At 76.0% G+C, this 22,511-nt stretch carries 22 protein-coding genes; 19 read left to right on the forward strand and 3 right to left on the reverse strand.

The genetic code is table 11. The annotated features are described in order from the left end of the window. From ftsW to WAA21_RS15530, 15 genes are all read left to right on the forward strand, one after another. Positions 1-1,319 (forward strand): putative lipid II flippase FtsW (gene ftsW, locus WAA21_RS15460; RefSeq protein WP_336923727.1); only part of this gene is annotated, 1,319 nt, incomplete at its 5' end. A gap of 28 nt (positions 1,320-1,347) precedes the next feature. Then, positions 1,348-2,463, forward strand: coding sequence for an undecaprenyldiphospho-muramoylpentapeptide beta-N-acetylglucosaminyltransferase (gene murG, locus WAA21_RS15465; RefSeq protein ID WP_336923728.1), 1,116 nt, complete (start codon positions 1,348-1,350; stop codon positions 2,461-2,463). After that, on the forward strand, positions 2,460-3,944 hold the full coding sequence (gene murC, locus WAA21_RS15470; protein WP_336923729.1) for a UDP-N-acetylmuramate--L-alanine ligase: 1,485 nt from the start codon (positions 2,460-2,462) through the stop codon (positions 3,942-3,944). Before murG ends, murC begins: the two co-directional genes overlap by 4 nt. Positions 3,945-3,963: 19 nt before the next feature. After that, positions 3,964-4,680 carry a cell division protein FtsQ/DivIB gene (locus WAA21_RS15475; protein WP_336923730.1) on the forward strand — a complete coding sequence of 239 codons (717 nt, stop codon included), beginning with the start codon at positions 3,964-3,966 and terminating at the stop codon, positions 4,678-4,680. A gap of 227 nt (positions 4,681-4,907) precedes the next feature. Further along, positions 4,908-6,377: a cell division protein FtsZ gene (gene ftsZ / locus WAA21_RS15480; protein WP_336923731.1), complete on the forward strand. Its 1,470-nt coding sequence runs from the start codon at positions 4,908-4,910 to the stop codon at positions 6,375-6,377. A 30-nt stretch (positions 6,378-6,407) separates the two neighbouring features. Continuing rightward, positions 6,408-7,142, forward strand: coding sequence for a polyphenol oxidase family protein (locus tag WAA21_RS15485; protein ID WP_336923732.1), 735 nt, complete (start codon positions 6,408-6,410; stop codon positions 7,140-7,142). Beyond that, positions 7,139-7,879, forward strand: a complete 741-nt coding sequence (locus tag WAA21_RS15490) for a YggS family pyridoxal phosphate-dependent enzyme (protein WP_336923733.1) — start codon at positions 7,139-7,141, stop codon at positions 7,877-7,879. Before WAA21_RS15485 ends, WAA21_RS15490 begins: the two co-directional genes overlap by 4 nt. A gap of 44 nt (positions 7,880-7,923) precedes the next feature. Further along, positions 7,924-8,391, forward strand: coding sequence for a cell division protein SepF (locus WAA21_RS15495; protein ID WP_336923734.1), 468 nt, complete (start codon positions 7,924-7,926; stop codon positions 8,389-8,391). 50 nt (positions 8,392-8,441) lie between these two features. After that, entirely contained in the window at positions 8,442-8,738 is a 297-nt protein-coding gene (locus tag WAA21_RS15500; RefSeq protein WP_336923735.1) for a YggT family protein, read from the forward strand. A gap of 151 nt (positions 8,739-8,889) precedes the next feature. Next, complete coding sequence (locus WAA21_RS15505) at positions 8,890-9,567, forward strand: DivIVA domain-containing protein (protein ID WP_336923736.1); 678 nt, start codon at positions 8,890-8,892, stop codon at positions 9,565-9,567. 47 nt (positions 9,568-9,614) lie between these two features. Beyond that, complete coding sequence (lspA, locus tag WAA21_RS15510; RefSeq protein WP_336923737.1) at positions 9,615-10,202, forward strand: signal peptidase II; 588 nt, start codon at positions 9,615-9,617, stop codon at positions 10,200-10,202. Beyond that, entirely contained in the window at positions 10,199-11,119 is a 921-nt protein-coding gene (locus WAA21_RS15515; RefSeq protein ID WP_336923738.1) for an RluA family pseudouridine synthase, read from the forward strand. Before lspA ends, WAA21_RS15515 begins: the two co-directional genes overlap by 4 nt. A 639-nt stretch (positions 11,120-11,758) precedes the next feature. Next, the gene (locus WAA21_RS15520) at positions 11,759-12,205 is read left to right on the forward strand and encodes a DUF559 domain-containing protein (protein WP_336923739.1); all 447 of its coding nucleotides are present in this window, start codon (positions 11,759-11,761) and stop codon (positions 12,203-12,205) included. 172 nt (positions 12,206-12,377) lie between these two features. After that, positions 12,378-15,941 (forward strand): DNA polymerase III subunit alpha, encoded by a 3,564-nt coding sequence (gene dnaE / locus WAA21_RS15525; RefSeq protein ID WP_336923740.1) that lies wholly within the window; start codon positions 12,378-12,380, stop codon positions 15,939-15,941. Beyond that, positions 15,938-16,507 (forward strand): hypothetical protein, encoded by a 570-nt coding sequence (locus WAA21_RS15530; RefSeq protein WP_336923741.1) that lies wholly within the window; start codon positions 15,938-15,940, stop codon positions 16,505-16,507. Before dnaE ends, WAA21_RS15530 begins: the two co-directional genes overlap by 4 nt. Positions 16,508-16,540: 33 nt before the next feature. Here WAA21_RS15530 and WAA21_RS15535 read toward each other — a convergent pair whose 3' ends face one another. Continuing rightward, positions 16,541-17,209, reverse strand: a complete 669-nt coding sequence (locus WAA21_RS15535) for an LON peptidase substrate-binding domain-containing protein (RefSeq protein WP_336923742.1) — start codon at positions 17,207-17,209, stop codon at positions 16,541-16,543. 10 nt (positions 17,210-17,219) lie between these two features. Beyond that, positions 17,220-17,747: a Cys-tRNA(Pro) deacylase gene (gene ybaK, locus WAA21_RS15540; RefSeq protein ID WP_336923743.1), complete on the reverse strand. Its 528-nt coding sequence runs from the start codon at positions 17,745-17,747 to the stop codon at positions 17,220-17,222. A gap of 95 nt (positions 17,748-17,842) precedes the next feature. Between ybaK and hisD the strand changes: the two genes are divergently transcribed. Continuing rightward, complete coding sequence (gene hisD / locus WAA21_RS15545) at positions 17,843-19,156, forward strand: histidinol dehydrogenase (RefSeq protein WP_336923769.1); 1,314 nt, start codon at positions 17,843-17,845, stop codon at positions 19,154-19,156. Here hisD and WAA21_RS15550 read toward each other — a convergent pair. Further along, entirely contained in the window at positions 19,153-19,686 is a 534-nt protein-coding gene (locus tag WAA21_RS15550; RefSeq protein ID WP_336923744.1) for a MarR family winged helix-turn-helix transcriptional regulator, read from the reverse strand. The two genes, hisD and WAA21_RS15550, sit on opposite strands and share 4 nt — an antisense overlap. 45 nt (positions 19,687-19,731) lie before the next feature. On the opposite strand from WAA21_RS15550, the gene WAA21_RS15555 reads away from it, so the two are divergent. From WAA21_RS15555 to hisB, 3 genes are read left to right on the forward strand one after another with little or no spacing between them, the layout of a single operon-like run. Then, complete coding sequence (locus WAA21_RS15555; protein WP_336923745.1) at positions 19,732-20,757, forward strand: EamA family transporter; 1,026 nt, start codon at positions 19,732-19,734, stop codon at positions 20,755-20,757. Beyond that, positions 20,754-21,899, forward strand: a complete 1,146-nt coding sequence (locus WAA21_RS15560; protein ID WP_336923746.1) for a histidinol-phosphate transaminase — start codon at positions 20,754-20,756, stop codon at positions 21,897-21,899. Before WAA21_RS15555 ends, WAA21_RS15560 begins: the two co-directional genes overlap by 4 nt. Then, a complete protein-coding gene (gene hisB, locus WAA21_RS15565) occupies positions 21,896-22,507 on the forward strand; it encodes an imidazoleglycerol-phosphate dehydratase HisB (protein ID WP_336923747.1) in 612 nt (203 codons plus the stop codon). The genes WAA21_RS15560 and hisB overlap by 4 nt, the downstream gene beginning before the upstream one ends. The last annotated feature ends 4 nt before the right edge of the window (positions 22,508-22,511 follow it).

Raw genomic sequence — 22,511 nt, forward strand, 5'->3', positions numbered from 1 at the left:
GGGGCGGCGGCGCGAGCGGCGCCGCGACCGGCACCGCCGGCGCGCGGGGACGCACGAGCGCCGAGGACGCCGCCGCGCGCGCGTGGCTGCCGGGGCCGTTGCGCCGCTGGGTCGAGGCGGTCGACACGCCCGTCACGTCGTTCGCGCTCGTCGCCGCCGCGACCGGCCTGCTGCTCGTCCTCGGCCTGCTCATGGTGCTGAGCTCCAGCAGCGTCGAGTCCATCGCCACCAGCGGCAACCCGTGGGAGGTGGCGAGCACGCAGCTCGTGGTCGCCGCCGTCGGGTTGCCCCTCATGCTCGTCGCCGCGCGCCTGCCTGTGCACTGGTGGAAGCGCCTCGCGTGGCCCGCGCTGCTCGCGGGCCTGCTCCTGCAGCTGCTCGTCTTCACCCCGCTCGGCGTGGAGGTCAACGGCAGCCGCAACTGGATCCGGGTCGCCGGGTTCTCCGCCCAGCCGTCGGAGGCGCTCAAGCTCGCGCTCGTGGTGTGGGGCGCGGCCGTGCTCGCGCGCAAGCAGCACCTGCTCGGCCGCCTCGGCCACGTGCTCGTGCCGGTCGTGTTCCCCGGCGGCGTCGCCGTCCTCGGGGTCGTGCTCGCCGGCGGCGACCTCGGCACGGCGCTCGTCATCGTCATGCTCCTGGCGGGGCTGCTGTTCGCCGCGGGCGCGCCGCTGCGCTTCTTCGTGGTCGGCGGCCTGCTGGGCGCCGCCGCGGCCGCGGCGCTCGTCGTCAGCGAGCCGTACCGCATGGCGCGCGTGCAGGCGTGGCTCGGCGGCAACCAGTGCGAGGACATCTACGGCCAGTGCTGGCAGGCCACGCACGGGCTGTGGGCGCTGGGCTCCGGCGGGTGGTGGGGCCTCGGCCTCGGCGCGAGCCGCGAGAAGTGGGCGTGGCTGCCGATGGCCCACAACGACTACATCTTCGCGATCGTGGGGGAGGAGCTCGGGCTGCCGGGGACGCTCACCGTCCTGCTGCTCTTCGTCGCCCTCGCCGCGGGCCTCATCCGCGTCGCGCAGCGCGCCGTCGACCCGTTCGCCACCATCGCGACCGCAGGCGTGCTCGGCTGGGTGCTCGGGCAGGCGCTGCTCAACATCGGTGTCGTCATCGGGCTCGTGCCCGTCCTCGGCGTCCCGCTGCCGCTGGTGTCCAGCGGCGGCTCGTCGCTCGTCACGACCATGGTCGCCCTCGGCATGGTGCTGTCCTTCGCCCGCGGCGAGCCGGGCGCCCGCGAGGCGCTGTCCACGAGCGTGCGCGCCGCGCGGGCGGGCGCCGCGGTCGTCTCGCCGGCCCGGCTCGGCCGGCGGGGGGCGTCGCGCCGGTGAGCCGCCGGTACGTGCCGGGAGCCCGGTCGTGAGCGTCTCGGTCGTGCTCGCCGGCGGCGGCACCACCGGCCACGTCGCGCCCCTGCTCGCGACCGCGGAGGCGCTCGGGCGCCGCGCCCCCGGCACGCGGCTCACCGTCCTCGGCACCGCGGAGGGCCTCGAGGCGCGTCTCGTGCCCGCCGCCGGCCTCGAGCTGCGCCACCTGCCGCGCGTGCCGCTGCCGCGCCGGCCGGGGCCGGACCTCCTGCGCCTGCCCGGCCGGCTCGCGGGCGCCGTCCGCCGCGTCCGCCGGGTCCTGCGCGAGGTCGACGCCGACGTCGTCGTCGGCTTCGGCGGCTACGTGGCGACGCCGGCCTACCTCGGCGCGCGCCGCTCCCGCGTCCCCTACGTCGTGCACGAGCAGAACGCGCTGCCGGGGCTCGCGAACCGGCTCGGCGCCCGGTGGACCCCGTGGGTCGCGACGACGTTCCCCGGCACGCCCCTGCCGGGCGCCCGGACGGTCGGCATGCCGCTGCGCTCGGCCATCACGTCGCTGGACCGGGCCGCGCTGCGCGCGGAGGGGCGCGCGGCCTTCGGGCTTCACCCCGACCTGCCGACGCTGCTGGTGACGGGCGGGTCGCTCGGCGCCCAGCGGCTCAACGAGACCGTCCCGGCCGCCGCGGCCGAGCTCGCCGCCGCCGGGCTGCAGGTGCTGCACGTGTCCGGGCGCGGCAAGCACGTGCCGCTGCCGCCGGGCGCGCCCGCGGACGCCGAGCCCGACGGGGACCGGCCCCGCTACGTCGTCGTCGACTACGTCGACCGCATGGACCTCGCCTACGCCGCCGCCGACGCGGTGGTGTGCCGCGCCGGGGCCGGCACGGTCTGCGAGCTCGCCGCGCTCGGGCTCCCTGCGGCGTACGTGCCGCTCCCGGTCGGCAACGGCGAGCAGCGCCTCAACGCCGAGCCGCTCGTCGCGGCCGGCGGCGGGCTGCTCGTCGACGACGACCAGCTCACACCGCAGTGGGTGACGACCACCCTGCTGCCGGTGCTCCGCGACCCGGCGCAGTTGCGCGACATGGCGGCCGCCGCGCGCGCCTTCGGCTCGCTGGAGGCGGCCGACCGCCTCGCCGACCTCGTCCTCGACGCCGCCCAGGAGGCCTCGTGACCCCAACCAGCCCCGTGAGCGGGGAGGACCTGCTGCGCCTGCTCCGCACCGGCCCGGTGCACGTCGTGGCCGCGGGCGGCGCCGGCATGAGCGGCATCGTCCGCCTGCTGCTCGACGACGGGGTGCCCGTGACGGGCTCCGACGCCCGCGACTCCGCCACGCTGCGCTCCCTCGCCGGGCGCGGCGCGACGGTGCACGTCGGCCACGACGCCGGCCACGTCGCCGGCGCCGCGCTCGTCGTGGTGTCGACCGCGGTCCGCCCCGACAACCCGGAGGTGCGGGCGGCCGAGGCGGCCGGCGTGCCCGTCGTGCACCGCTCGACGGCGCTCGCGGGCCTCATGCACGGTGCGCGCGTGGTCGCGGTCGCCGGCACCCACGGCAAGACGACGACGACGTCGATGCTCACCGTCGCCGCCCGCGCCGCCGGGCTCGACCCGTCGTACGCGATCGGCGGCGACCTCGTCGTCGACGGCGTCAACGCCCGCCGGGGCGCCGACCCCGTCTTCGTCGCCGAGGCCGACGAGTCCGACGGGTCCTTCCTCGCATACCGCCCCGACGTCGCCCTCGTCACCAACGTCGAGGCCGACCACCTCGACCACTACGGCGACGCCGAGGCGGTCCACGCGGCCTTCGGCCGCTTCGCCGAGCGCGTGCAGCCCGGCGGGCTGCTCGTCGTCGGGGCCGACGACCGCGGCTCCCGGGCGCTCGCGCGGTCCCTCGGCGGGGGAGCGGGCGCGGCGGTCTCCGGCGCCGACGAGGTCGACGGCGGCCGCCGGGTCGTCACCGTCGGGGAGGCGCCCGACGCCGACGTGCGCGTCGTCGTCGACCCGAAGGCCGAGCTCGGCGAGGGCGAGCTCGTCGCCGCCCGGCTCATCGCCTCGGAGCAGACCGTGCCGGGCGCGGGCGACCGGGAGCTGCGCCTGCGGGTCCCCGGCCGGCACAACGTCGTCGACGCCGCGATGGCGTACACGGCCGCGGTCGCCGGCCTCGGCCTGGACCCCGCCGAGGTCGTCGCCGGGCTGCAGGGCTTCAGCGGGGCGCGGCGGCGCTTCGAGCCCGTCGGCGAGGCCGCAGGGGTGCGGGTGGTCGACGACTACGCCCACCACCCGACCGAGGTCGCCGCGACCATCGCGGCGGCCCGGTCCGTCGCCGGGCGCGGCAAGGTGCACGTGCTGTTCCAGCCGCACCTGTACTCGCGCACCCGGCTGTTCGCGGACGGCTTCGCCACCGCGCTGCAGGACGCCGCCACGGTCGTCGTGCTCGACGTCTACGGCGCGCGCGAGGAGCCGGAGCCCGGCGTGAGCGGCGACCTCGTCGCCTCGCGCGTCGACGGCGGCCGCTTCGAGCCGGACCGCGAGGAGGCGGTGGCGGCCGTTGCGCGCGCGGCGCGGCGGGGGGACCTCGTGCTCACCCTCGGCGCGGGCGACGTCACCGAGCTCGGGCCGCTCGTCGTCGAGGCGCTGCGACGGCGGCAGGCGTGAGGGCGGTGACGACGTGGTGGTGACCTCCCTCGCCGAGCGGGCCGGTGCGGCCCGCCGGGCGTCCGTGCGCGCCCGCGCGGGCGGGCTCGTCGTGCTCCTGCTCGTGCTCGCCGCGCTGGCCGGCGCCGGCGCGTGGGCGTGGCGGGCGGGGCACCTCGACACGCGCCAGGTGCTCGTGACCGGGACGGTCCGCGTGCCCGTCGAGCAGGTGCAGGCCGCGGCCGCCGGCGCCCTCGGCACGCCGCTGCTCGCGGTCGACACCGGCGCCATCGCGCGCGAGGTGGCGACGGACCCGCTCGTGCTCGACGTCGCGGTGCAGCGCCGGTGGCCGCGGACCCTCGAGGTCGTCGTCACCGAGCGAGAGGCCGTGGCGGCCGTGCCCGCGCCGGGCGGCTACGAGGTCGTCGACGAGGAGGGCGTCGTGCTCGCCGAGCGGCCCGACCTGCCCGAGGACGTGCCGCTGCTGCGCGTGGACGTCGAGCGCGACGGCGCCGACACGCTGCGCGCGGCGAAGGCGGTCCTCGCGGGGCTGCCGCTGGAGATGCAGGCGCGCACGACGAGCGTGTCGGCGACCTCGCCCGCCGACGTGCGCCTCGTGCTCGACGGCGTCGAGGTGCGCTGGGGCACCCCCGAGCGCACCGCCCGCAAGGTCGAGGTGCTGTCCGGCCTCATGTCGTCGGTCGAGGCGAGCGTGTACGACGTCTCCTCGCCGGCCGCCCCCGCCGTCATCCCCTGACCCGCCCGTCCGCGTTCCTGTCGACGTGGGGCGTGCGTCTGTGTTCCTGTCGACGGGCGCGGCGTGCGACACGCGGCGCGACACACCCACGGCGGTCGTTGTTCCGGGGGTGCCGCGTACCTACCGTCCTTCTCAGGCGCTGGCTGACATAACTATAACCCTCTACCAGAGGGTTAGGGCTAGGCCCGAAGGGCCCCGAGGGGCGACAACGAGCGAGAGGTAGGCCCATGGCCGCACCGCAGAACTACCTGGCCGTCATCAAGGTCGTCGGCATCGGCGGCGGCGGGGTCAACGCGATCAACCGCATGATCGAGGTGGGGCTGCGCGGCGTCGAGTTCATCGCGGTCAACACCGACGCGCAGGCGCTGCTCATGAGCGACGCCGACGTCAAGCTCGACGTCGGCCGCGACCTCACCCGCGGCCTCGGCGCCGGCGCCGACCCCGAGGTCGGCAAGAAGGCGGCGGAGGACCACGCCGAGGAGCTCGAGGAGGTGCTCCGCGGCGCGGACATGGTCTTCGTCACCGCCGGCGAGGGCGGCGGCACCGGCACGGGCGGTGCCCCGGTCGTCGCGAAGATCGCCCGCTCGCTGGGCGCCCTCACCATCGGCGTCGTCACGCGGCCCTTCACCTTCGAGGGCCGTCGTCGCGCGCTGAGCGCCGAGAACGGCATCGCGGCGCTGCAGGCCGAGGTCGACACCCTCATCACGATCCCCAACGACCGGCTGCTGTCGATCAGCGACCGCGGCGTCAGCGTGCTCGACGCGTTCCGCTCCGCCGACCAGGTCCTGCTGTCCGGCGTGCAGGGCATCACCGACCTCATCACGACCCCGGGCCTCATCAACCTCGACTTCGCCGACGTCAAGAGCGTCATGCAGGGCGCGGGCACCGCGCTCATGGGCATCGGCTCCGCCCGCGGCGAGGACCGTGCGGTGTGCGCGGCCGAGATGGCGATCTCCTCCCCGCTGCTGGAGGCGAGCGTCGACGGCGCCCAGGGCGTGCTGCTGTCGATCCAGGGCGGCTCCGACCTCGGGCTGTTCGAGATCAACGAGGCCGCGCGCCTCGTGCAGGAGGCCGCCCACGCCGAGGCGAACATCATCTTCGGTGCGGTCATCGACGACGCCCTCGGCGACGAGGTGCGGGTCACCGTCATCGCGGCGGGCTTCGACGAGAAGGAGGCCGCCGCCCGAGGCGAGGTGCCGGGCGCCGCTGCGCGACCGGCCGTCGGCGCCCCGCCGCAGGCCCGCCCCCAGCCGCAGGCCACCCCGGACCGTCAGCCGGCCGCGGCCCAGCCCGGCCAGAACGGCCAGAACGGCCAGCCGGGGCACCACGGCCAGGGCGGCCAGAGCAGCCAGGGCGGCCAGCAGCCCGGTGGTCGTCCCTTCGGTGACGACGCCGGCCGGCGTCCCGAGCCGCGGCCGACGACCGAGCAGCCCGCCTACACCGGGGGGCAGGCCTACGCCGGCTCCCAGGCGACTTACGCGCCCGACATGGCCCGCCCCGCCCAGCAGCCGCAGCCCGGTCACCCCGGGGCCGGCGCGCACGAGCCTGTCCCCGCGCCCACGCGGGCGCCGGAGCCGGTGGGCGTGGGCGCCGGGCGCCCCGCGTACCAGTCGCCCGAGGGTGCGCAGCGCCGCCGGCCCGGCTTCCTCGACGACGACGACCTCGACGTCCCGGACTTCGTCAAGCCGTCGCAGTGAGCGCTGCGCAGGCGTCCGGGTGACCGGACCATGACGGTGCCGTCGGCCGGTCCCGTGCTCCGCGAGGACGCACGGGCCGGCCGCGTCCGTCTCGTCGTCACCGGCGACGTCGACCTCGGCTCGTCCGACACCGGGGCCGGGCGCGCCGCCGTCACCGACGCCCTCGGCGTCGCGCCGGAGCGCCTGCTGCTCCCGCGCCAGGTGCACGGCGACCGGGTGGTCCGGGTGCGGGACCCGTGGCCGGGCCCGCCGCCGGAGGCGGACGGCGTGCTCGTGGTCGGCGACGACCTCGCCGCCCCGCTCGCGGTCGGGGTGCGCGCCGCGGACTGCATGCCCCTGCTGCTCGCCGACCCCGGTGCCGGCATCGCCGCCGCCGTCCACGTCGGCCGCGAGGGGCTCCGCCTCGGGGTCGCCCGGCGTGCCGTGCGGGCGCTGCGCGCCGCGGGCGCCCGCGACCTGCTCGCCCGGGCGGGACCCACGGTGTGCGGCGCCTGCTACGAGGTCCCCGACGCGCTGCGGGCGCAGGTCGCGGCCGCGGAGCCCGCGGCGGCCGGCGTGACGCGGGCGGGGACGCCCGCGGTCGACGTCGTCGCGGGGGTGCGCGCGCAGCTGGCCGCGCCGCTCGACGAGACGCTCGACGGCCCGCCCGTCGAGCTCGACACCCGGTGGGCGGTGTGCACCCTGGAGGACACCTCGCTCGCGAGCCACCGGCGCGACGGCACCTCGCGCCGCCACGCGGCGCTCGTCGTGGTGGACCCCGCGTGAGCGACCCGGGCGGGACCACATCCGGGCGGGACGAGCGCCGGGCCGAGCTCGTGCAGGGGCTCGGACGGGTGCGGGCCCGCATCGCCGACGCGTGCGCCGCGGTCGGCCGGGCCCCGACCGACCTCACGCTCGTCGTCGTCACCAAGACGTACCCCGCCAGCGACGTCGCGCTCCTGGCCGGCCTCGGCGTGCGAGACGTCGGCGAGGCGCGCCTGCCCGAGCTGCGCGACAAGCACGCCGCGCTCACCGAGGAGGCGCCGGCGGCCGGCCGGGTGCCGCTGCGCTGGCACGCCATCGGCCGCCTGCAGCGCAACAAGGCGCGTGCGACCGCGCGGCTCGCCGACGTCGTGCACTCCGTCGACGACCCCCGCCTGGTCCCGCTGCTGTCCGACGGGGCGGGGGAGACGGGGCTCGGCTGCTTCGTGCAGGTGAGCCTCGACGGCGACCCCGGGCGGGGTGGGGTGGTCGCCGAGGACGTCCCCGCCCTGTGCGACGCCGTCGCGGGTGCGGAGCGGCTGCGGCTGCTCGGGCTCATGGCGGTCGCTCCGCTCGGGCAGGACCCGTCGGCGGCCTTCGCCCGGCTGCGGGATCTCGGCGAGCAGGTCCGCGCCGACCACCCGGCGGCGACGGCACTCAGCGCGGGCATGAGCGGCGACCTCGAGCAGGCCGTCGCGAACGGCGCGACACACCTGCGTGTCGGGGCCGCGGTCCTCGGGCAGCGGCCACCGCTCGGCTAGCGTCGAGAAGTCCCCAGCACCACGCGGCACGGAGGAGAGGGCGCATGGGCGCACTACGCAAGACCTTGGTGTACCTCGGCCTCGCCGAGGACGAGCAGTACGACGACTACGAGGTGGACGAGGTCGAGCAGGAGCCCGACCGCCGCCCCGAGCGCGTCGAGCGCGGCCGGGTCCCCGAGGCGAGGGGTGCCACCGTGACGCACCTCCCGAGCGCGGTCCGGGCCGCCGGCGACCTGCAGCGCATCACCGCCGTCCACCCGCGCACGTACAACGACGCGAAGCTCATCGGCGAGCACTTCCGCGAGGGCGTGCCGGTCATCATGAACCTGTCGGACATGACCGACGTCGAGGCGAAGCGGCTCGTCGACTTCGCGGCCGGTCTCGTCTTCGGCCTGCACGGCGCCGTGGAGCGGGTGACGAACAAGGTGTTCCTGCTCTCGCCCTCCGCCGTCGAGGTGACGAACGAGAAGCACGAGGTCACCGCCGGCGCCGGACTGTTCAACCAGTCCTGAACGGGGACCGCGCGGCGCGAGCGCGTCCGGTCGCCACCTAGGCTTGCGTCGTGGGCGTCGTCTTCCAGGTACTCGCGTTCGTCGTGTTCCTGTACCTCGTGCTCCTGTTCGCCCGCCTCGTCGTCGGCTGGGTCCAGGTGTTCTCCCGCGACTGGCGGCCGTCCGGCCCGCTCGTCGTGGCCCTCGAGGTCGTCTACTCCGCGACGGACCCGCCGCTCAACGCCCTGCGCCGGGTCATCCCGCCGCTCACCATCGGCTCGATCCGCCTCGACCTCGGGTTCATGATCCTCTTCATCGTGGTCGTCGTGCTCTACCAGGTGCTCGCGGGGCTCGGCCGGTCGCTGTGAGCACCGCGGCCACCGCCGTGCCCGGCGGCCGGCCCGGGCGCGCCGGAGTACCCTCTGGCGCACCCACCCGACGGCGACCTCTGGTCGACACGTCCGTCCGCTACCGTGACGGGGGCGCTGCTCCCGATGATCAGATCGACGAGGTGACGACATGCCGTTGACCGCAGACGACGTGGTCCAGAAGCGGTTCAACCCCACGAAGTTCCGCGAGGGCTACGACCAGGACGAGGTCGACGACTTCCTCGACGAGGTGGTCGCGGAGCTGCGGCGCCTCAACGAGGAGAACGAGGACCTCCGGCGCCAGCTCTCGCAGTGCGAGGGTCGGGTCTCCGAGCTGTCGCGCGGCGGGTCCTCCGACACCGGCCAGAGCGCGCCCGTGGCCGCCTCCGACGACGCGCCGGCGCCCGTGGCCGCCGCCGCGCCCGCCCCGGTCTCGTCCCCCGCCGCCGGCAACGGCGACCAGGGCGACGTGTCGGGCATGCTCGCCCTCGCCCAGCGCCTGCACGACGAGCACGTGCGCAACGGCGAGCAGGAGCGCGACCGCCTCGTCAGCGAGGCGCAGGAGACCGCCACCCGCCTCGTGCGCGAGGCCGAGGAGAAGCAGGCGCAGACCCTCGGCAGCCTCGAGCAGGAGCGCGCGCTGCTCGAGCGGAAGATCGACGAGCTGCGCGGCTTCGAGCGCGACTACCGCAGCCGTCTCAAGAGCTACCTCGAGAACCAGCTCCGCGAGCTCGACAACAAGGGCCAGGTCGTGCCGGGGCGCACGCCGGGCTCCCGCGACGACGCCGCCGCCGCCGGCGGCGGGTTCCCGTTCGGCGGTCAGAGCTGACCTCGCACGCACCCCGCAGCACGACCCGCGGCCGTCGCCCCCTCCTGGTGGGCGCGGCCGCGGCTGCTGTCGTCGTCGTCCTCGACCAGGTCACCAAGCTCCTGGCCGAGCGCGGGCTCGAGCCGGGCGAGCGCGTCGACGTGCTCGGGTACCTGTTCGGGCTGCGGCTGTACTACAACCCCGGCGCGGCGTTCAGCCTCGGCACGAGCGCGACGCCGCTGCTGACGGTCTTCGCGACCGCGGCCTCGGTCGCGATGGTCGTCGCGCTGGTCCGCACGACCCGGCCGGCGTGGGGGCTGGCGGTGGGGGTGCTGCTCGGCGGAGCGCTCGGGAACCTCACCGACCGGCTGCTCCGTCCGCCCGGCTTCGCCCGGGGCGAGGTCGTCGACTTCTTCCAGCTGCCGAGCTTCCCCATCTTCAACGTCGCCGACGTCGGGGTGGTGACGGGCGCCGCGCTCGTCGTGCTCCTGTCGCTGCGCGACGTGCCGTTCCGCGACGGCGAGGGGAGCGGTGACGGCGAGGGCGCCGGTGACGGCGACGGCGCTGCGGACCGCGGCGGGGCGCACGTCCAGGACGGGTCGGGGGACGCGGACGGGCCGTCGGTCGAGCCGTCGACCGCACCCCGCGAGCCGTGAGCACGCGGGCGCTGCCGGTCCCGGACGGCCTGGAGGGGGAGCGGGTCGACGCGGGCGTGGCCCGCCTGCTCGGGCTGTCGCGCACGCGCGCCGCCGAGCTCGTCGCCGCGGGCGGGGTGACGCTCGACTCCCGGCCCGCCGCGAAGTCCGACCGGCTCGTGGCCGGGGCCTGGCTCGAGGTGTCGCTGCCCGACGAGACTGCGGCCCCGGACGTCGCCGCCGAGCCCGTCGAGGGCATGCGGGTCGTCCTCGACGACGAGGACGTCGTCGTCGTCGACAAGCCCGTCGGGGTCGCGGCCCACCCGTCCCCGGGCTGGACCGGCCCGACGGTCGTCGGGGGGCTCGCCGCGGCCGGCTACCGGGTGAGCACGAGCGGCGCGGCGGAGCGGCAGGGTGTCGTGCACCGCCTCGACGTCGGCACGTCCGGCCTCATGGCCGTGGCGAAGAGCGAGCGGGCGTACACCTCGCTCAAGGACCAGTTCCGCACCCGCACCGTCGACAAGACGTACCACTCGGTCGTGCAGGGCCACCCCGACCCCTCCAGCGGGACGGTCGACGCGCCCGTCGGCCGGCACCCGTCGCACTCCTACCGCTGGGCCGTCGTCGCCGACGGCAAGCCGAGCGTCACCCACTACGACACCCTCGAGGCGTTCCCCGCCGCCTCGCTGCTCGAGATCCACCTCGAGACCGGGCGCACCCACCAGATCCGGGTCCACATGTCCGCGCTGCGGCACCCGTGCGTCGGCGACCTCACGTACGGCGCCGACCCCACGCTCGCCGCCCGCCTCGGCCTGGAGCGGCAGTGGCTGCACGCCGTCGGGCTCGCCTTCGACCACCCGGGGACCGGCGAGCGCGTCCACCTCCGCTCGGAGTACCCCGACGACCTCGCCGAGGCCCTCCGCCGCCTGCGCCCCTGACCCACCTCCTCTCCACCCCCACTCTCACCTCCACCCCCACTCTCGCCGAGGGGTCGGTCCGGTCACGTCGGGACGCCGCGTGACGTGTCCGGACCGACCCCTCGGCGTGGGTACGGGGGCCGCGGGTGAGGGGCTGTGGACGGGGTGGGGGGTGTGCACAGGGCGGGCCGGGGGGCCCGTGAGCGGGGTCGGGGCGCTGGGGTTGCGGGGTGGTGCTCGGGAGCGGGTCGCAGTGGGTGGAGTGGGACTGGCTGGACCGCGAGCGTGCCGTGGCAGCGGGCGTGGGCCGGCGGTGGCTGTACGGGACCGGGTCCAGCCGCGCCACGACGGGTGCCTGGGTCCCGGTGGACGCCGACCTCGCCCGGCGCTGCCGTGCCGTCCTCTCGCAGCTGCCGGCGAGCGCGGTCGTGAGCCACTGGACCGCCGTCGCCCTGCTCGGCCTGCCGGTGCCGAGGCGGAGGCGCTCGCTTCCGGTGCACGTCACGACCGTCGGTGACGACCCGCGCGCCACCCGGCGCCGGGACCTGCGGGGTCACACCTCGGACACCGCCGTGCCGTACCGGCTCGTGCAGGGAGTCCGGTGCACGGACGTCGTGCGCACGTGGTGCGACCTCGCGCGGTCGGGCGCGGTGGGAGCTCGTGGTCGTCGGGGACGCCACCCTCGCGCGCTGGCCGGCGACCGCGGAGCGGCTCCGGACGGCGGTCGCCGGCGGCCGCGGGCGTCGCGGCGTGAGGACGGCCCGGCGCGCTCTGCCCCTGCTCGACGGGCGGGCGGAGTCGCCGCCGGAGTCGGTGCTCAGGCTGCTCGTCCACGAGGCCGGCCTGCCCCGGCCCGTCCCGCAGCTCGTCGTCACCGGTCCCGACGGACGTGCCGTCGCGCGGGTGGACCTCGGCTGGCCGGACCAGCGGGTGGCGGTCGAGTACGACGGCCGCCACCACATGGAGGCGGGGCAGTGGCAGCGCGACCTCCGCCGCCGCGAGCGGCTCGAGGAGCTCGGGTGGCGGGTCGTCGTCGTGACGCGCGAGGACCTGGCGCACGACCCCCTCGGCACGGCAGCCCGTGTCCGCCGCGCCCTCACCCGCTGACCGTCCCCCCTGCCTGTCCCCTTCCCCTGCGTCGAGGGGGCGCCGGGGGCACATTCGACGGGTGCGTCACGTGTCCGGACCGACCCCTCGGCGAAGGGGTTGGGGGAGCGGGGGCGGGTGGACGGCGTGGACGCCGCCGCAGCGTCCGGGGGCCGACCTACACTCACGGACGATGTCCGCCGCACGGTCCTCCGACTCCTTCGCCCACCTCCACGTCCACACCGAGTACTCGATGCTCGACGGGGCGGCCAGGATCGGCGAGCTGTTCGCCGAGGCGCAGCGGATGGGCATGCCGGCCGTGGCGATGACCGACCACGGCAACGTCTTCGGCGCCTACGAGTTCTGGTCCAAGGCCCGCCAGGCCGGGCTCAAGGCGATCATCGGGACCGAGGCGTACGTCACGCCCGGCACGAGCCGGTTCGACCGCACGCGCGTCAAGTGGGGCGACGCGCAGAGCAACCCGGGCGACGACGTGTCCGGCTCCGGCGCGTACACGCACATGACCCTGCTCGCGGAGACCACGCAGGGCATGCACAACCTGTTCCGGCTCTCCAGCCTCGCGAGCATGGAGGGCTTCTACTTCAAGCCCCGCATGGACCGGGAGCTCCTCGACACGTACCACCACGGCCTCATCGCCACGACGGGCTGCCCGTCCGGGGAGGTGCAGACCCGGCTGCGCCTCGGGCAGTACGACGAGGCCCGGCGCGCCGCGGCGGAGATGAAGGACCTGTTCGGCGCGGGCAACCTGTTCTGCGAGCTCATGGACCACGGGCTGTCGATCGAGCGGCGCGTCCGCGAGGACCTGCTCCGCATCGCGCGCGACCTCGACCTGCCGCTGCTGGCGACCAACGACCTGCACTACACGAAGCAGGAGGACGCCGGCGCGCACGAGGTGCTGCTGTGCGTGCAGTCCGGCTCCCGCCTCGACGACCCCAAGCGCTTCAAGTTCGACGGCGACGGCTACTACCTCAAGTCGGCGGCCGAGATGCGCCAGGTCTTCGCCGACCTGCCCGAGGCGTGCGACAACACCCTGCTGGTCGCCGAGCGCTGCCAGGTCGAGTTCACCGAGGGCGAGGGCCGCTACATGCCCCGCTTCCCCTGCCCCGAGGGCGAGGACGAGACCTCGTGGTTCGTCAAGGAGGTGGAGCGCGGGCTGCACGCGCGCTACCCCGGCGGCGTGCCGGACGCCAGCCGCAAGCAGGCCGAGTACGAGACCGAGGTCATCGTCGGCAAGGGCTACCCCGGCTACTTCCTCGTCGTCGCCGACTTCATCAACTGGGCCAAGCGCAACGGCATCCGCGTCGGCCCGGGCCGTGGCTCCGGGGCCGGCTCGATGTGCGCGTACGCGATGGGCATCACCGACCTCGACCCCATCCAGCACGGCCTCATCTTCGAGCGGTTCCTCAACCCCGAGCGCAGGTCCATGCCGGACTTCGACGTCGACTTCGACGACCGGCGTCGCCCGGAGGTCATCCGCTACGTCACCGAGCGCTACGGCGACGACCGGGTCGCCATGATCGTCACGTACGGCACCATCAAGGCGAAGCAGGCCCTCAAGGACGCGAGCCGCGTCCTCGGCCACCCCTTCTCCATGGGCGAGCGGCTCACCAAGGCGATGCCGCCGGCGGTCATGGGCAAGGACGTGCCGCTGTCGGGCATGTTCGACCCGCAGCACAAGCGCTACGCCGAGGCGGGGGAGTTCCGCGCCCTGCACGACGCCGACCCCGAGGCACGCGGCGTCATCGAGCGCGCCCGCGGGCTAGAGAACCTCAAGCGGCAGTGGGGCGTCCACGCCGCCGGCGTCATCATGAGCAGCGAGCCGCTCATCGACCTCGTCCCGCTCATGCGCCGGGAGCAGGACGGGCAGATCATCACGCAGTTCGACTACCCGAGCTGCGAGACGCTCGGCCTGGTCAAGATGGACTTCCTCGGCCTGCGCAACCTCACGATCATGGACGACGCCCTCCGGAACGTGAAGGCGAACACGGGTGTCGACGTCGACCTCGACGCCCTCAGCAAGGACATGACCGACCCGGCGACGTACGACCTGCTCGGCCGCGGCGACACCCTCGGGGTGTTCCAGCTGGACGGCGGGCCCATGCGGGCGCTGCTGCGGCAGATGAAGCCGGACAACTTCGAGGACATCTCCGCCGTCATCGCCCTGTACCGGCCGGGGCCGATGGGCGCGGGCTCGCACACGAACTACGCGCTGCGCAAGAACGGCCTGCAGCCGATCAGCTACCCGCACCCGGAGCTCGCGCAGGCCCTCGAGCCGATCCTCGGCACGACCTACGGCCTCATCGTGTACCAGGAGCAGGTCATGGACATCGCCCGGCAGCTCGCCGGGTACTCCCTCGGCAAGGCGGACCTGCTCCGCCGCGCCATGGGCAAGAAGAAGCGCGAGGTGCTCGACGCCGAGTACGTCGGCTTCGCCGACGGCATGAAGGCCAACGGCTACTCCGAGGACTCCATCCGGACGCTGTGGGACATCCTCGTCCCGTTCTCCGACTACGCCTTCAACAAGGCGCACTCCGCCGCCTACGGGCTCGTCAGCTACTGGACGGCCTACCTCAAGGCGAACTACCCGGCCGAGTACATGGCGGCGCTGCTCACGAGCGTGCGCGACGACAAGGACAAGTCGGCGCTGTACCTGCAGGAGTGCCGTCGCATGGGCATCGAGGTGCTCCCGCCCGACGTCAACACCTCCGCGCGCGACTACACCCCGGTCGGCGGGTCCATCCGCTTCGGTCTGGAGGCCGTCCGCAACGTCGGCGGCAACGTCGTCGACCTCGTCGTGGCCGCGCGCGAGGCCAAGGGCGCCTACGCCGACTTCCGCGACTTCCTCGACAAGGTCCCCGCACCGGTGTGCAACAAGCGGACGGTGGAGTCCCTCGTCGCGGCCGGCGCGTTCGACGCCATGGGCCACACCCGCCGGTCGCTGACCGCGGTCATGGAGGAGGCGGTCGACGAGGCCGTCGCCCTCAAGCGCAAGCAGGCCGACGGGCAGTTCGACCTCTTCGCGGGCCTCGGTGGCTCCGACGACGGGGGCGGCACCATCGCGACCGGCGTCACGGTGGCGGTGCCGGACCTGCCGGAGTGGGACAAGAAGGAGCTGCTGCAGCGCGAGCGGGCCATGCTCGGGCTCTACGTCTCCGACCACCCCCTCAGCGGCATCGAGAACGTGCTCGCGAAGCTCGCCGACGTGTCGATCGCCCAGCTGAGCACCGACGAGTCGCTCAAGGACCGGGCGAAGGTCACCGTCGCCGGCCTCGTGACGGGGGTGCAGCGGAAGATCTCCAAGCAGGGCAAGACGTGGGCCATCGTCACGGTGGAGGACCTCGCGGGCTCCGTCGAGGTGCTCGTGTTCCCCAGCCAGTACGACATCGCCGGGCCGGTGCTCGCCGAGGACGTCGTCGTCGTCGTCAAGGGCGACCTGTCGCGCAGCGACGACCGCCCGGTCAGCGTGCGCGCGACGGAGATCACCCTGCCGGACGTCGACACGTCCGCCGACGGTCCCGTCACCATCCAGATGGACGTCACCCGGTGCACGCCGGTCGTCGTCGAGCGCCTCAAGGGCGTGCTCGACACCCACCCCGGCACCACCGAGGTCCGCCTGCAGCTGCGCCAGCCGGGCCGCGACACCCTCATGCGGCTCGACGACGGGCTGCGGGTCACGGTCACCCCCGCGCTCTTCGGCGACCTCAAGGCCCTGCTCGGGCCGGCGTGCCTGGGGTGAGCGACGCCGCGACGCCGCTGCGGCCGCGCTCGCGCTCGCGCCGCGGGCGCCGCGACCCCCGCCGCCACGCGCTCCGTGCGCTGCTGCTGTCCCTCGCGGTGGCGCCGCTCGCCGGGCTGGCGTGGTGGGCGGTGGTCCCGGGCGGGCGCCGCCCGGTGCAGGGCGGCTACCTCGACCTCGTGCAGTCCCGCGGCGCGGTCGACGCCGGGTTCGCGCTCGCCTGCCTCGCCACGGGCACGCTGCTGGGGCTGGGCTGGGTGCTCGTGCGCGAGGACGACGTCGACGCGCGGTCGGTCGGGCGGCTCGTCGGGCTGCTCGTCGGCGGCCTCCTCGGGGCGGCCGTCGCCTGGCTGACGGGCTGGCTGCTGGGGACCCTCCTGCCCGTCGGGGCGCCGCCCGACGGTGTGAGCGCGGCGGAGGTCGACGCCCTCAGCGGGCCCGTCCTCACCGCCGCGACGCTGGTCGGCGGACTGCTGTGGCCGCTCGCGGTGACGGTGCTCGTGACGGTCGACACCGCGCGCGAGGTCGCGTGGGCGGCGTGGCGCCGCCACAGCGAGCACGGCTGAGGGAGCCCGGGACCGGCCCGGCCCGCGAGCCGCTCAGTTGGGCGAGGCGGGGCGCCGGACCAGGTCGGTGGCCGGCACCGCCCGCAGGACGCGCACCAGGACGTCCTCCCGGGCCAGCAGGCGCAGCGCGAGCCGCAGCCGGTCCGCGGTGCCTGGCGCCTCCAGCAGCGCCTGGCGGTCGGCGAGGTCGAGGAGCATGTTCGCCGCGACCGTGTACGACAGCATGAGGGGGTCGCCGGGCAGCGGGGACCCCGCGCCGCGCAGCCGGGCCCGGTAGCGCTCGAAGGCGCGCTGCACCGCCGGCACGAGCAGCTGCGCGACGTCGTCGGTCGGCTCCGGCAGGACCTCGACGTGCGCCCGCAGGTAGGGCACGGCGGCGTCGGGCCGGCCGGAGTCCTCGTCGAGCCCGAGCACCCGGAAGCGCCTGCTGCCGACCGTCTGCACGTCGTAGCGGCCGTCGGGCAGGGCCGTCACGTCGGTGAGGTCGGCGAGCGTGCCGACCTCGTGCAGCGCCGTCGCGCGGCCCGCCCCCACCTCGTGACCCGCCCGGATCGCGACGACGCCGAAGTGCTGGGAGTCCTCCGGCGCCGCGACGAGGTCGGCGACCAGCCGCCGGTAGCGCTCCTCGAACACGTGCAGCGGGAGCACGAGCCCCGGCACGAGGACGGTCCCCAGCGGGAAGACGGGGACGAGGCGGCTCACCGGGCCAACCCTAGGGAGCCGCGGTCGACCGGGCGACGGCGGCGGTCACCGCCGAGGTGAGGGCGACGAGGTCCCCGGGCGCGAGCCCGAGGTCGAGGCCACGGCGCCCGCCGCTCACGTACACGTGCTCGTGGTCCAGCGCGGAGGCGTCCACCACGGTCGGCAGGCGCGTGCGCTGGCCCAGCGGGGAGATGCCCCCGACCACGTAGCCCGTGGCCCGCTCCGCGGCCGCGGGGTCCGCCATGCTCGCGCGCTTCGCCCCGAGCGCGGCGGCGACGGCCTTGAGGTCGAGCCGTGCCGACACCGGCACCACCGCGACGCCCAGACCGGGCCGGCCGGCGGGCTCCAGCTGCACGAGCAGCGTCTTGTACACCTGCCGCGGGTCGAGCCCGAGGGCCTCGGCCGCCTCCAGGCCGTAGCCGGACTCCCGGGCGGTCCGCGGGTCGTGGTCGTAGGCGTGCACGGTGTGCTCGGTGCCGGCCGCCTCGAGCGCAGCCGTCGCGGGGGTGCCCCCGCCCCGCCCGGCCCGCCTGCTCACGCCCGCGATCCTGCCACCGCGGCCGCGCCGGCGGCCCGACCTACCATGGGGCCGTGCCCGACACGCTGCAGGAGACCGACCGCCTCGTCCGCACGATGGACCTGCGGGGCCGCGCGCTGCACCACCGCGAGCTGCGCGGCGTCGTGCCGCGGGCCGCGCTCGACGTCGAGCAGGCCGTGGCGACGGTGCGGCCGATCTGCGACGACGTCCGCGACCGCGGCGTCGCCGCCCTGCTCGACCTCACCGAGCGCTTCGACGGGGTGCGCCTGTCCGACGTCCGGGTGCCCGCCGCCGCGCTGCACGGGGCGCTGGAGCGCCTGGACCCGGCCGTCCGCGCCGCGCTGGAGGAGTCGATCCGGCGGGCGCGGCTCGTCCACGCCGACCAGCGCCGCAGCGACCGCACGACGCAGGTCGCGCCGGGCGGCACCGTGACCGAGCGCTGGGTGCCGGTCGAGCGGGTCGGGCTGTACGTGCCCGGCGGGCTCGCGGTCTACCCGAGCAGCGTCGTCATGAACGTCGTGCCCGCGCAGGAGGCGGGCGTCGAGCAGATCGCCGTCACGAGCCCCGCCCAGCGCGACTTCGGCGGGCTGCCGCACCCGACGATCCTCGCGGCGTGCGCGCTGCTCGGCGTCGAGGAGGTCTACGCGGTCGGCGGGGCGCAGGCCGTCGCGATGTTCGCCTACGGCGCCCGTGACGGCGCCGGGCGGCTCGTCGTGCCCGGCGTCGACATCGTCACCGGGCCGGGCAACATCTACGTCGCCGCGGCGAAGCGCCTGCTCAAGGGGGTCATCGGCATCGACTCCGAGGCCGGCCCCACCGAGATCGGCGTCCTCGCCGACGACAGCGCCGACCCCCGTGCGGTCGCCGCCGACCTCGTGAGCCAGGCCGAGCACGACCCCATGGCCGCCGCCGTGCTCGTGACCCCGAGCGAGCGGCTCGCGGCGGCGGTGCACGAGGAGCTGGCCCTGCAGGTGGCGCGGACGAAGCACCGGGAGCGCGTCAGCATCGCCCTGCAGGGGCCGCAGAGCGCGATCGTGCTCGTCGACGACCTCGACGCGGGCCTCGAGGTGGTCGACGCGTACGCGGCCGAGCACCTGGAGATCCACACCGTCGACGCCCGCGAGCGGGCGGCCCGGGTCCGCAACGCCGGCGCGGTGTTCGTCGGCCGCTGGGCGCCCGTGAGCCTGGGCGACTACTGCGCCGGGTCCAACCACGTGCTGCCGACCGGGGGCTGCGCGTGCCACTCCAGCGGGCTGAGCGTGCAGACCTTCCTGCGCGGCATCCACGTCGTCGACTACGACGAGCGCGCGCTGCGCGAGGTGGCAGACCACGTCGTCGCCCTCGCCGACGCCGAGGACCTGCCCGCCCACGGCGACGCGGTCCGCGCCCGCTTCGAGCCGCTCGTCTAGGCGTCGCGGCCGGCGGCGTCGCCGGCCGTGACGCCGGCGGGTCGCCGCTCGTGCGCGGCGAGCAGCCGGCGCAGCAGGTCCGCGAGCTGCTCCTGCTCCCGCGCCGTCAGCGGCGAGAGAACCTCCCGCTCGGTCGCCAGGTGCGTCGGCAGCACGTCCTCGACGGCGGCGAGCCCGGCCTCGGTGAGCTGCACGACGACCGAGCGGGCGTCGCGCCCGCTGCGGCGCCGAGCCACCAGGCCGCGCTGCTCCAGGCGGTCCAGGCGCTGCGTGACGGCGCCGGAGGTCACCATCGAGGAGCGCAGCAGGTCGCCCGGCGTGCGCTCGTACGGCGGCCCGGCGCGGCGCAGGGTCGCGAGCACGTCGTAGGACGCGCGGTCCAGGCCGTGCGCCGCGAAATTCGCCGCGATCGCCGACTCGGCCACGCGCGCCGCCCGGGACAGCCGACCGACCACGCCCACGGGGGAGTGGTCGAGGTCGGGGCGCTCGCGCCGCCACGCGTCGAGCAGGTCGTCGACGAAGTCCCTCACGCACCGAGCCTAGACGATGTCTTAGCGATGAGATACATTGTCTTAATGCTAAGAGATCGACGCTGGGTCCTGCCGGTCGCGGCGCTCGCGCCGCTGCTGTGGGGCACGACGTACGCGACGACGAGCGAGCTCCTCCCGCCCGGCCGGCCGCTCACGGCGGCGGTGCTGCGCGCGCTGCCCGCCGGGGTGCTGCTCCTGCTGCTCGCGCGACGCCTGCCGCCGCGCGGATGGTGGGGCCGCGCGCTCGTGCTCGGCACCCTCAACATCGGCGCCTTCTTCGCGCTGCTCTTCGTGGGCGCCTACCGCCTGCCCGGGGGCGTCGCGGCGACGGTCGGGGCGCTGCAGCCGCTCGTGGTCCTCGGCCTCGCCACGCTGCTGCTCGGTGAGCGCGCCGGCCGGCGCGCGGTCCTCGCGGCCCTGCTCGGGGTGGCGGGCGTCGCGCTGCTCGTGCTGCGGGCCGAGGCCCGGCTCGACGGCGTCGGCCTCGCCGCCGCGACGGGAGGGGCGGTGTCGATGGCGGTCGGGGTGGTCCTGGCCAAGCGGTGGGGCCGCCCGGCGCCGCTGCTCGCGGTGACCTCGTGGCAGCTGCTCGCGGGCGGGCTCGTGCTGCTGCCCGTCGCGCTCGCGGTCGAGGGCCCGCTGCCGCCGCGGCTGCTCGACGCGCCCGCGCTCGCGGGCTACGCGTGGTTGGCGCTCGCGGGCACCGCGCTCGCCTACGTCGTGTGGTTCCTCGGGGTGGGCGCGCTGCCCTCCGGGGCGCTGTCGAGCCTCGGCCTGCTCGCCCCGGTCGTGGCGACGACGCTCGGCTGGGCCCTGCTGGGGCAGTCCCTCACCGTCTGGCAGGTCGCGGGCGGGCTCCTCGTCCTCGTCGCCGTCGCCCTCGCGCAGCGCCGCGGTCGCACGGCCGTGGCTGCACCGCCCGCGGTCGGGTCGGTCGGGTCGACCGGGTCGACCGGGTCGACCGGGTCGACCGGGTCGACCGGGCCGGCGGCCGGGCCGACCGGCGTCCCGCAGCCCACCGTGGGACCGGCGCTGCCCGTCCCCGCCCGCTGCCTACCCTTGGCGCCGTGAGCGACCCGCGCCTCGACCCCTCCGGCCTGCCCCTGCGCCCCGACCTGCGGGGCCGGACCGCGTACGGCGCCCCCCAGCTCGACGTGCCCGTCCGGCTCAACACCAACGAGAACGCCCACCCGCTGCCGCCGGGCGTCGCCGCCGCGGTCGTCGACGCCCTCGCCCGCGTCGCCGGCGACCTCAACCGCTACCCCGACCGCGAGCTCACCGCGCTGCGCGAGGCGCTCGCGGCCTGGCTCACCCGCAGCAGCGGCTCCCCGGTCGACGCCGACGGCGTGTGGGCGGCCAACGGCTCCAACGAGGTCCTGCAGCACGTGCTGCAGGCCTTCGGCGGGCCGGGCCGCACGGCGCTCGGCTTCACCCCGTCGTACTCCATGCACCCCGTCATCGCGGCGACGACCGGCACGCGCTGGATAGACGGCGTCCGTCCCGGCAGCGACGTCGACCCGTTCGACCTCACGGCGGACGCGGCGGCGGCGCAGGCCCGCGACCTCGACCCCGACGTCGTGTTCCTGTGCTCGCCGAACAACCCCACGGGCACCGCGCTCCCGCTCGACGTCGTGACGGCCGTCCACGACGCGGCGCCGCACGCCGTCGTGGTGGTCGACGAGGCCTACGCGGAGTTCGCCCGGCCGGGCACGCCGAGCGCCCTCACCCTCCTGCCGGGCCGGGTACGCCTCGTGGTGACGCGCACGATGAGCAAGGCCTTCGCCTTCGCCGGGGTGCGGCTCGGCTACCTGGCCGCCGACCCCGCGGTGACCGCGGCGCTGCGTCTGGTGCGGCTGCCGTACCACCTGTCGACCCTCACGCAGGTGGCGGCCGTCGCGGCGCTCGAGCACGCCGACGACCTGCTCGGCACCGTCGCCGCCCTCAAGGCGCAGCGGGACCGCATCGTCGACGGCACCCGCGCCCTCGGCCTCGAGCCGGTCCCCAGCGACGCGAACTTCGTGCTCGTGGGCGGCTTCGCCGACCCCGCCGCCGCGTTCGACGCGCTGCTCGCCGACGGGGTGCTCGTGCGCGACGTCGGCCTGCCCGGGCACCTGCGGGTGACGGCCGGCACCGAGGCGGAGACCGACCGCCTGCTCGCGGCCCTGGAGCGGCACGTGGGCGCCGGTCGGCCCGCGGGTAGGGTCTCCCGGTGAGCAGCACCGCGCCCCGCACCGCCCGCATCGAGCGCGCCACCAAGGAGAGCTCGGTCCTCGTCGAGGTCGACCTCGACGGCACCGGCACCTCGAGCGTCTCCACCGGCGTGCGCTTCTTCGACCACATGCTCGCGACGTTCTCCCGACACTCACTCGTCGACCTCACGGTGCGGGCCGAGGGCGACACCGACGTCGACGCGCACCACACCGTCGAGGACGTCGCGATCGTGCTCGGCCAGGCGATCGACCGGGCGCTCGGGGACAAGCGCGGCGTCCGCCGCTTCGGTGACGCCCTGGTGCCGCTCGACGAGTGCCTCGCGCAGGCGGCCGTCGACCTCGCCGGGCGCGCGTACTGCGTGCACGACGGCGAGCCCGCCGGGCAGGAGCACGTCCTCATCGGCGGGCACTACGTCGGCTCGCTCACGCGGCACGTGCTCGAGGCGCTCGCCCACAACGCGCGCATCGCCCTGCACGTGCGCGTCCTGTCCGGACGCGACCCGCACCACGTCGTGGAGGCGCAGTTCAAGGCGCTCGCCCGCGCCTTCCGCGCCGCGGTCGAGCCGGACCCCCGCGTGAGCGGCGTGCCCAGCGAGAAGGGTGCGCTGTGAGCGG

Source organism: Aquipuribacter sp. SD81 (assembly GCF_037153975.1).
Classification (GTDB): domain Bacteria; phylum Actinomycetota; class Actinomycetes; order Actinomycetales; family JBBAYJ01; genus Aquipuribacter.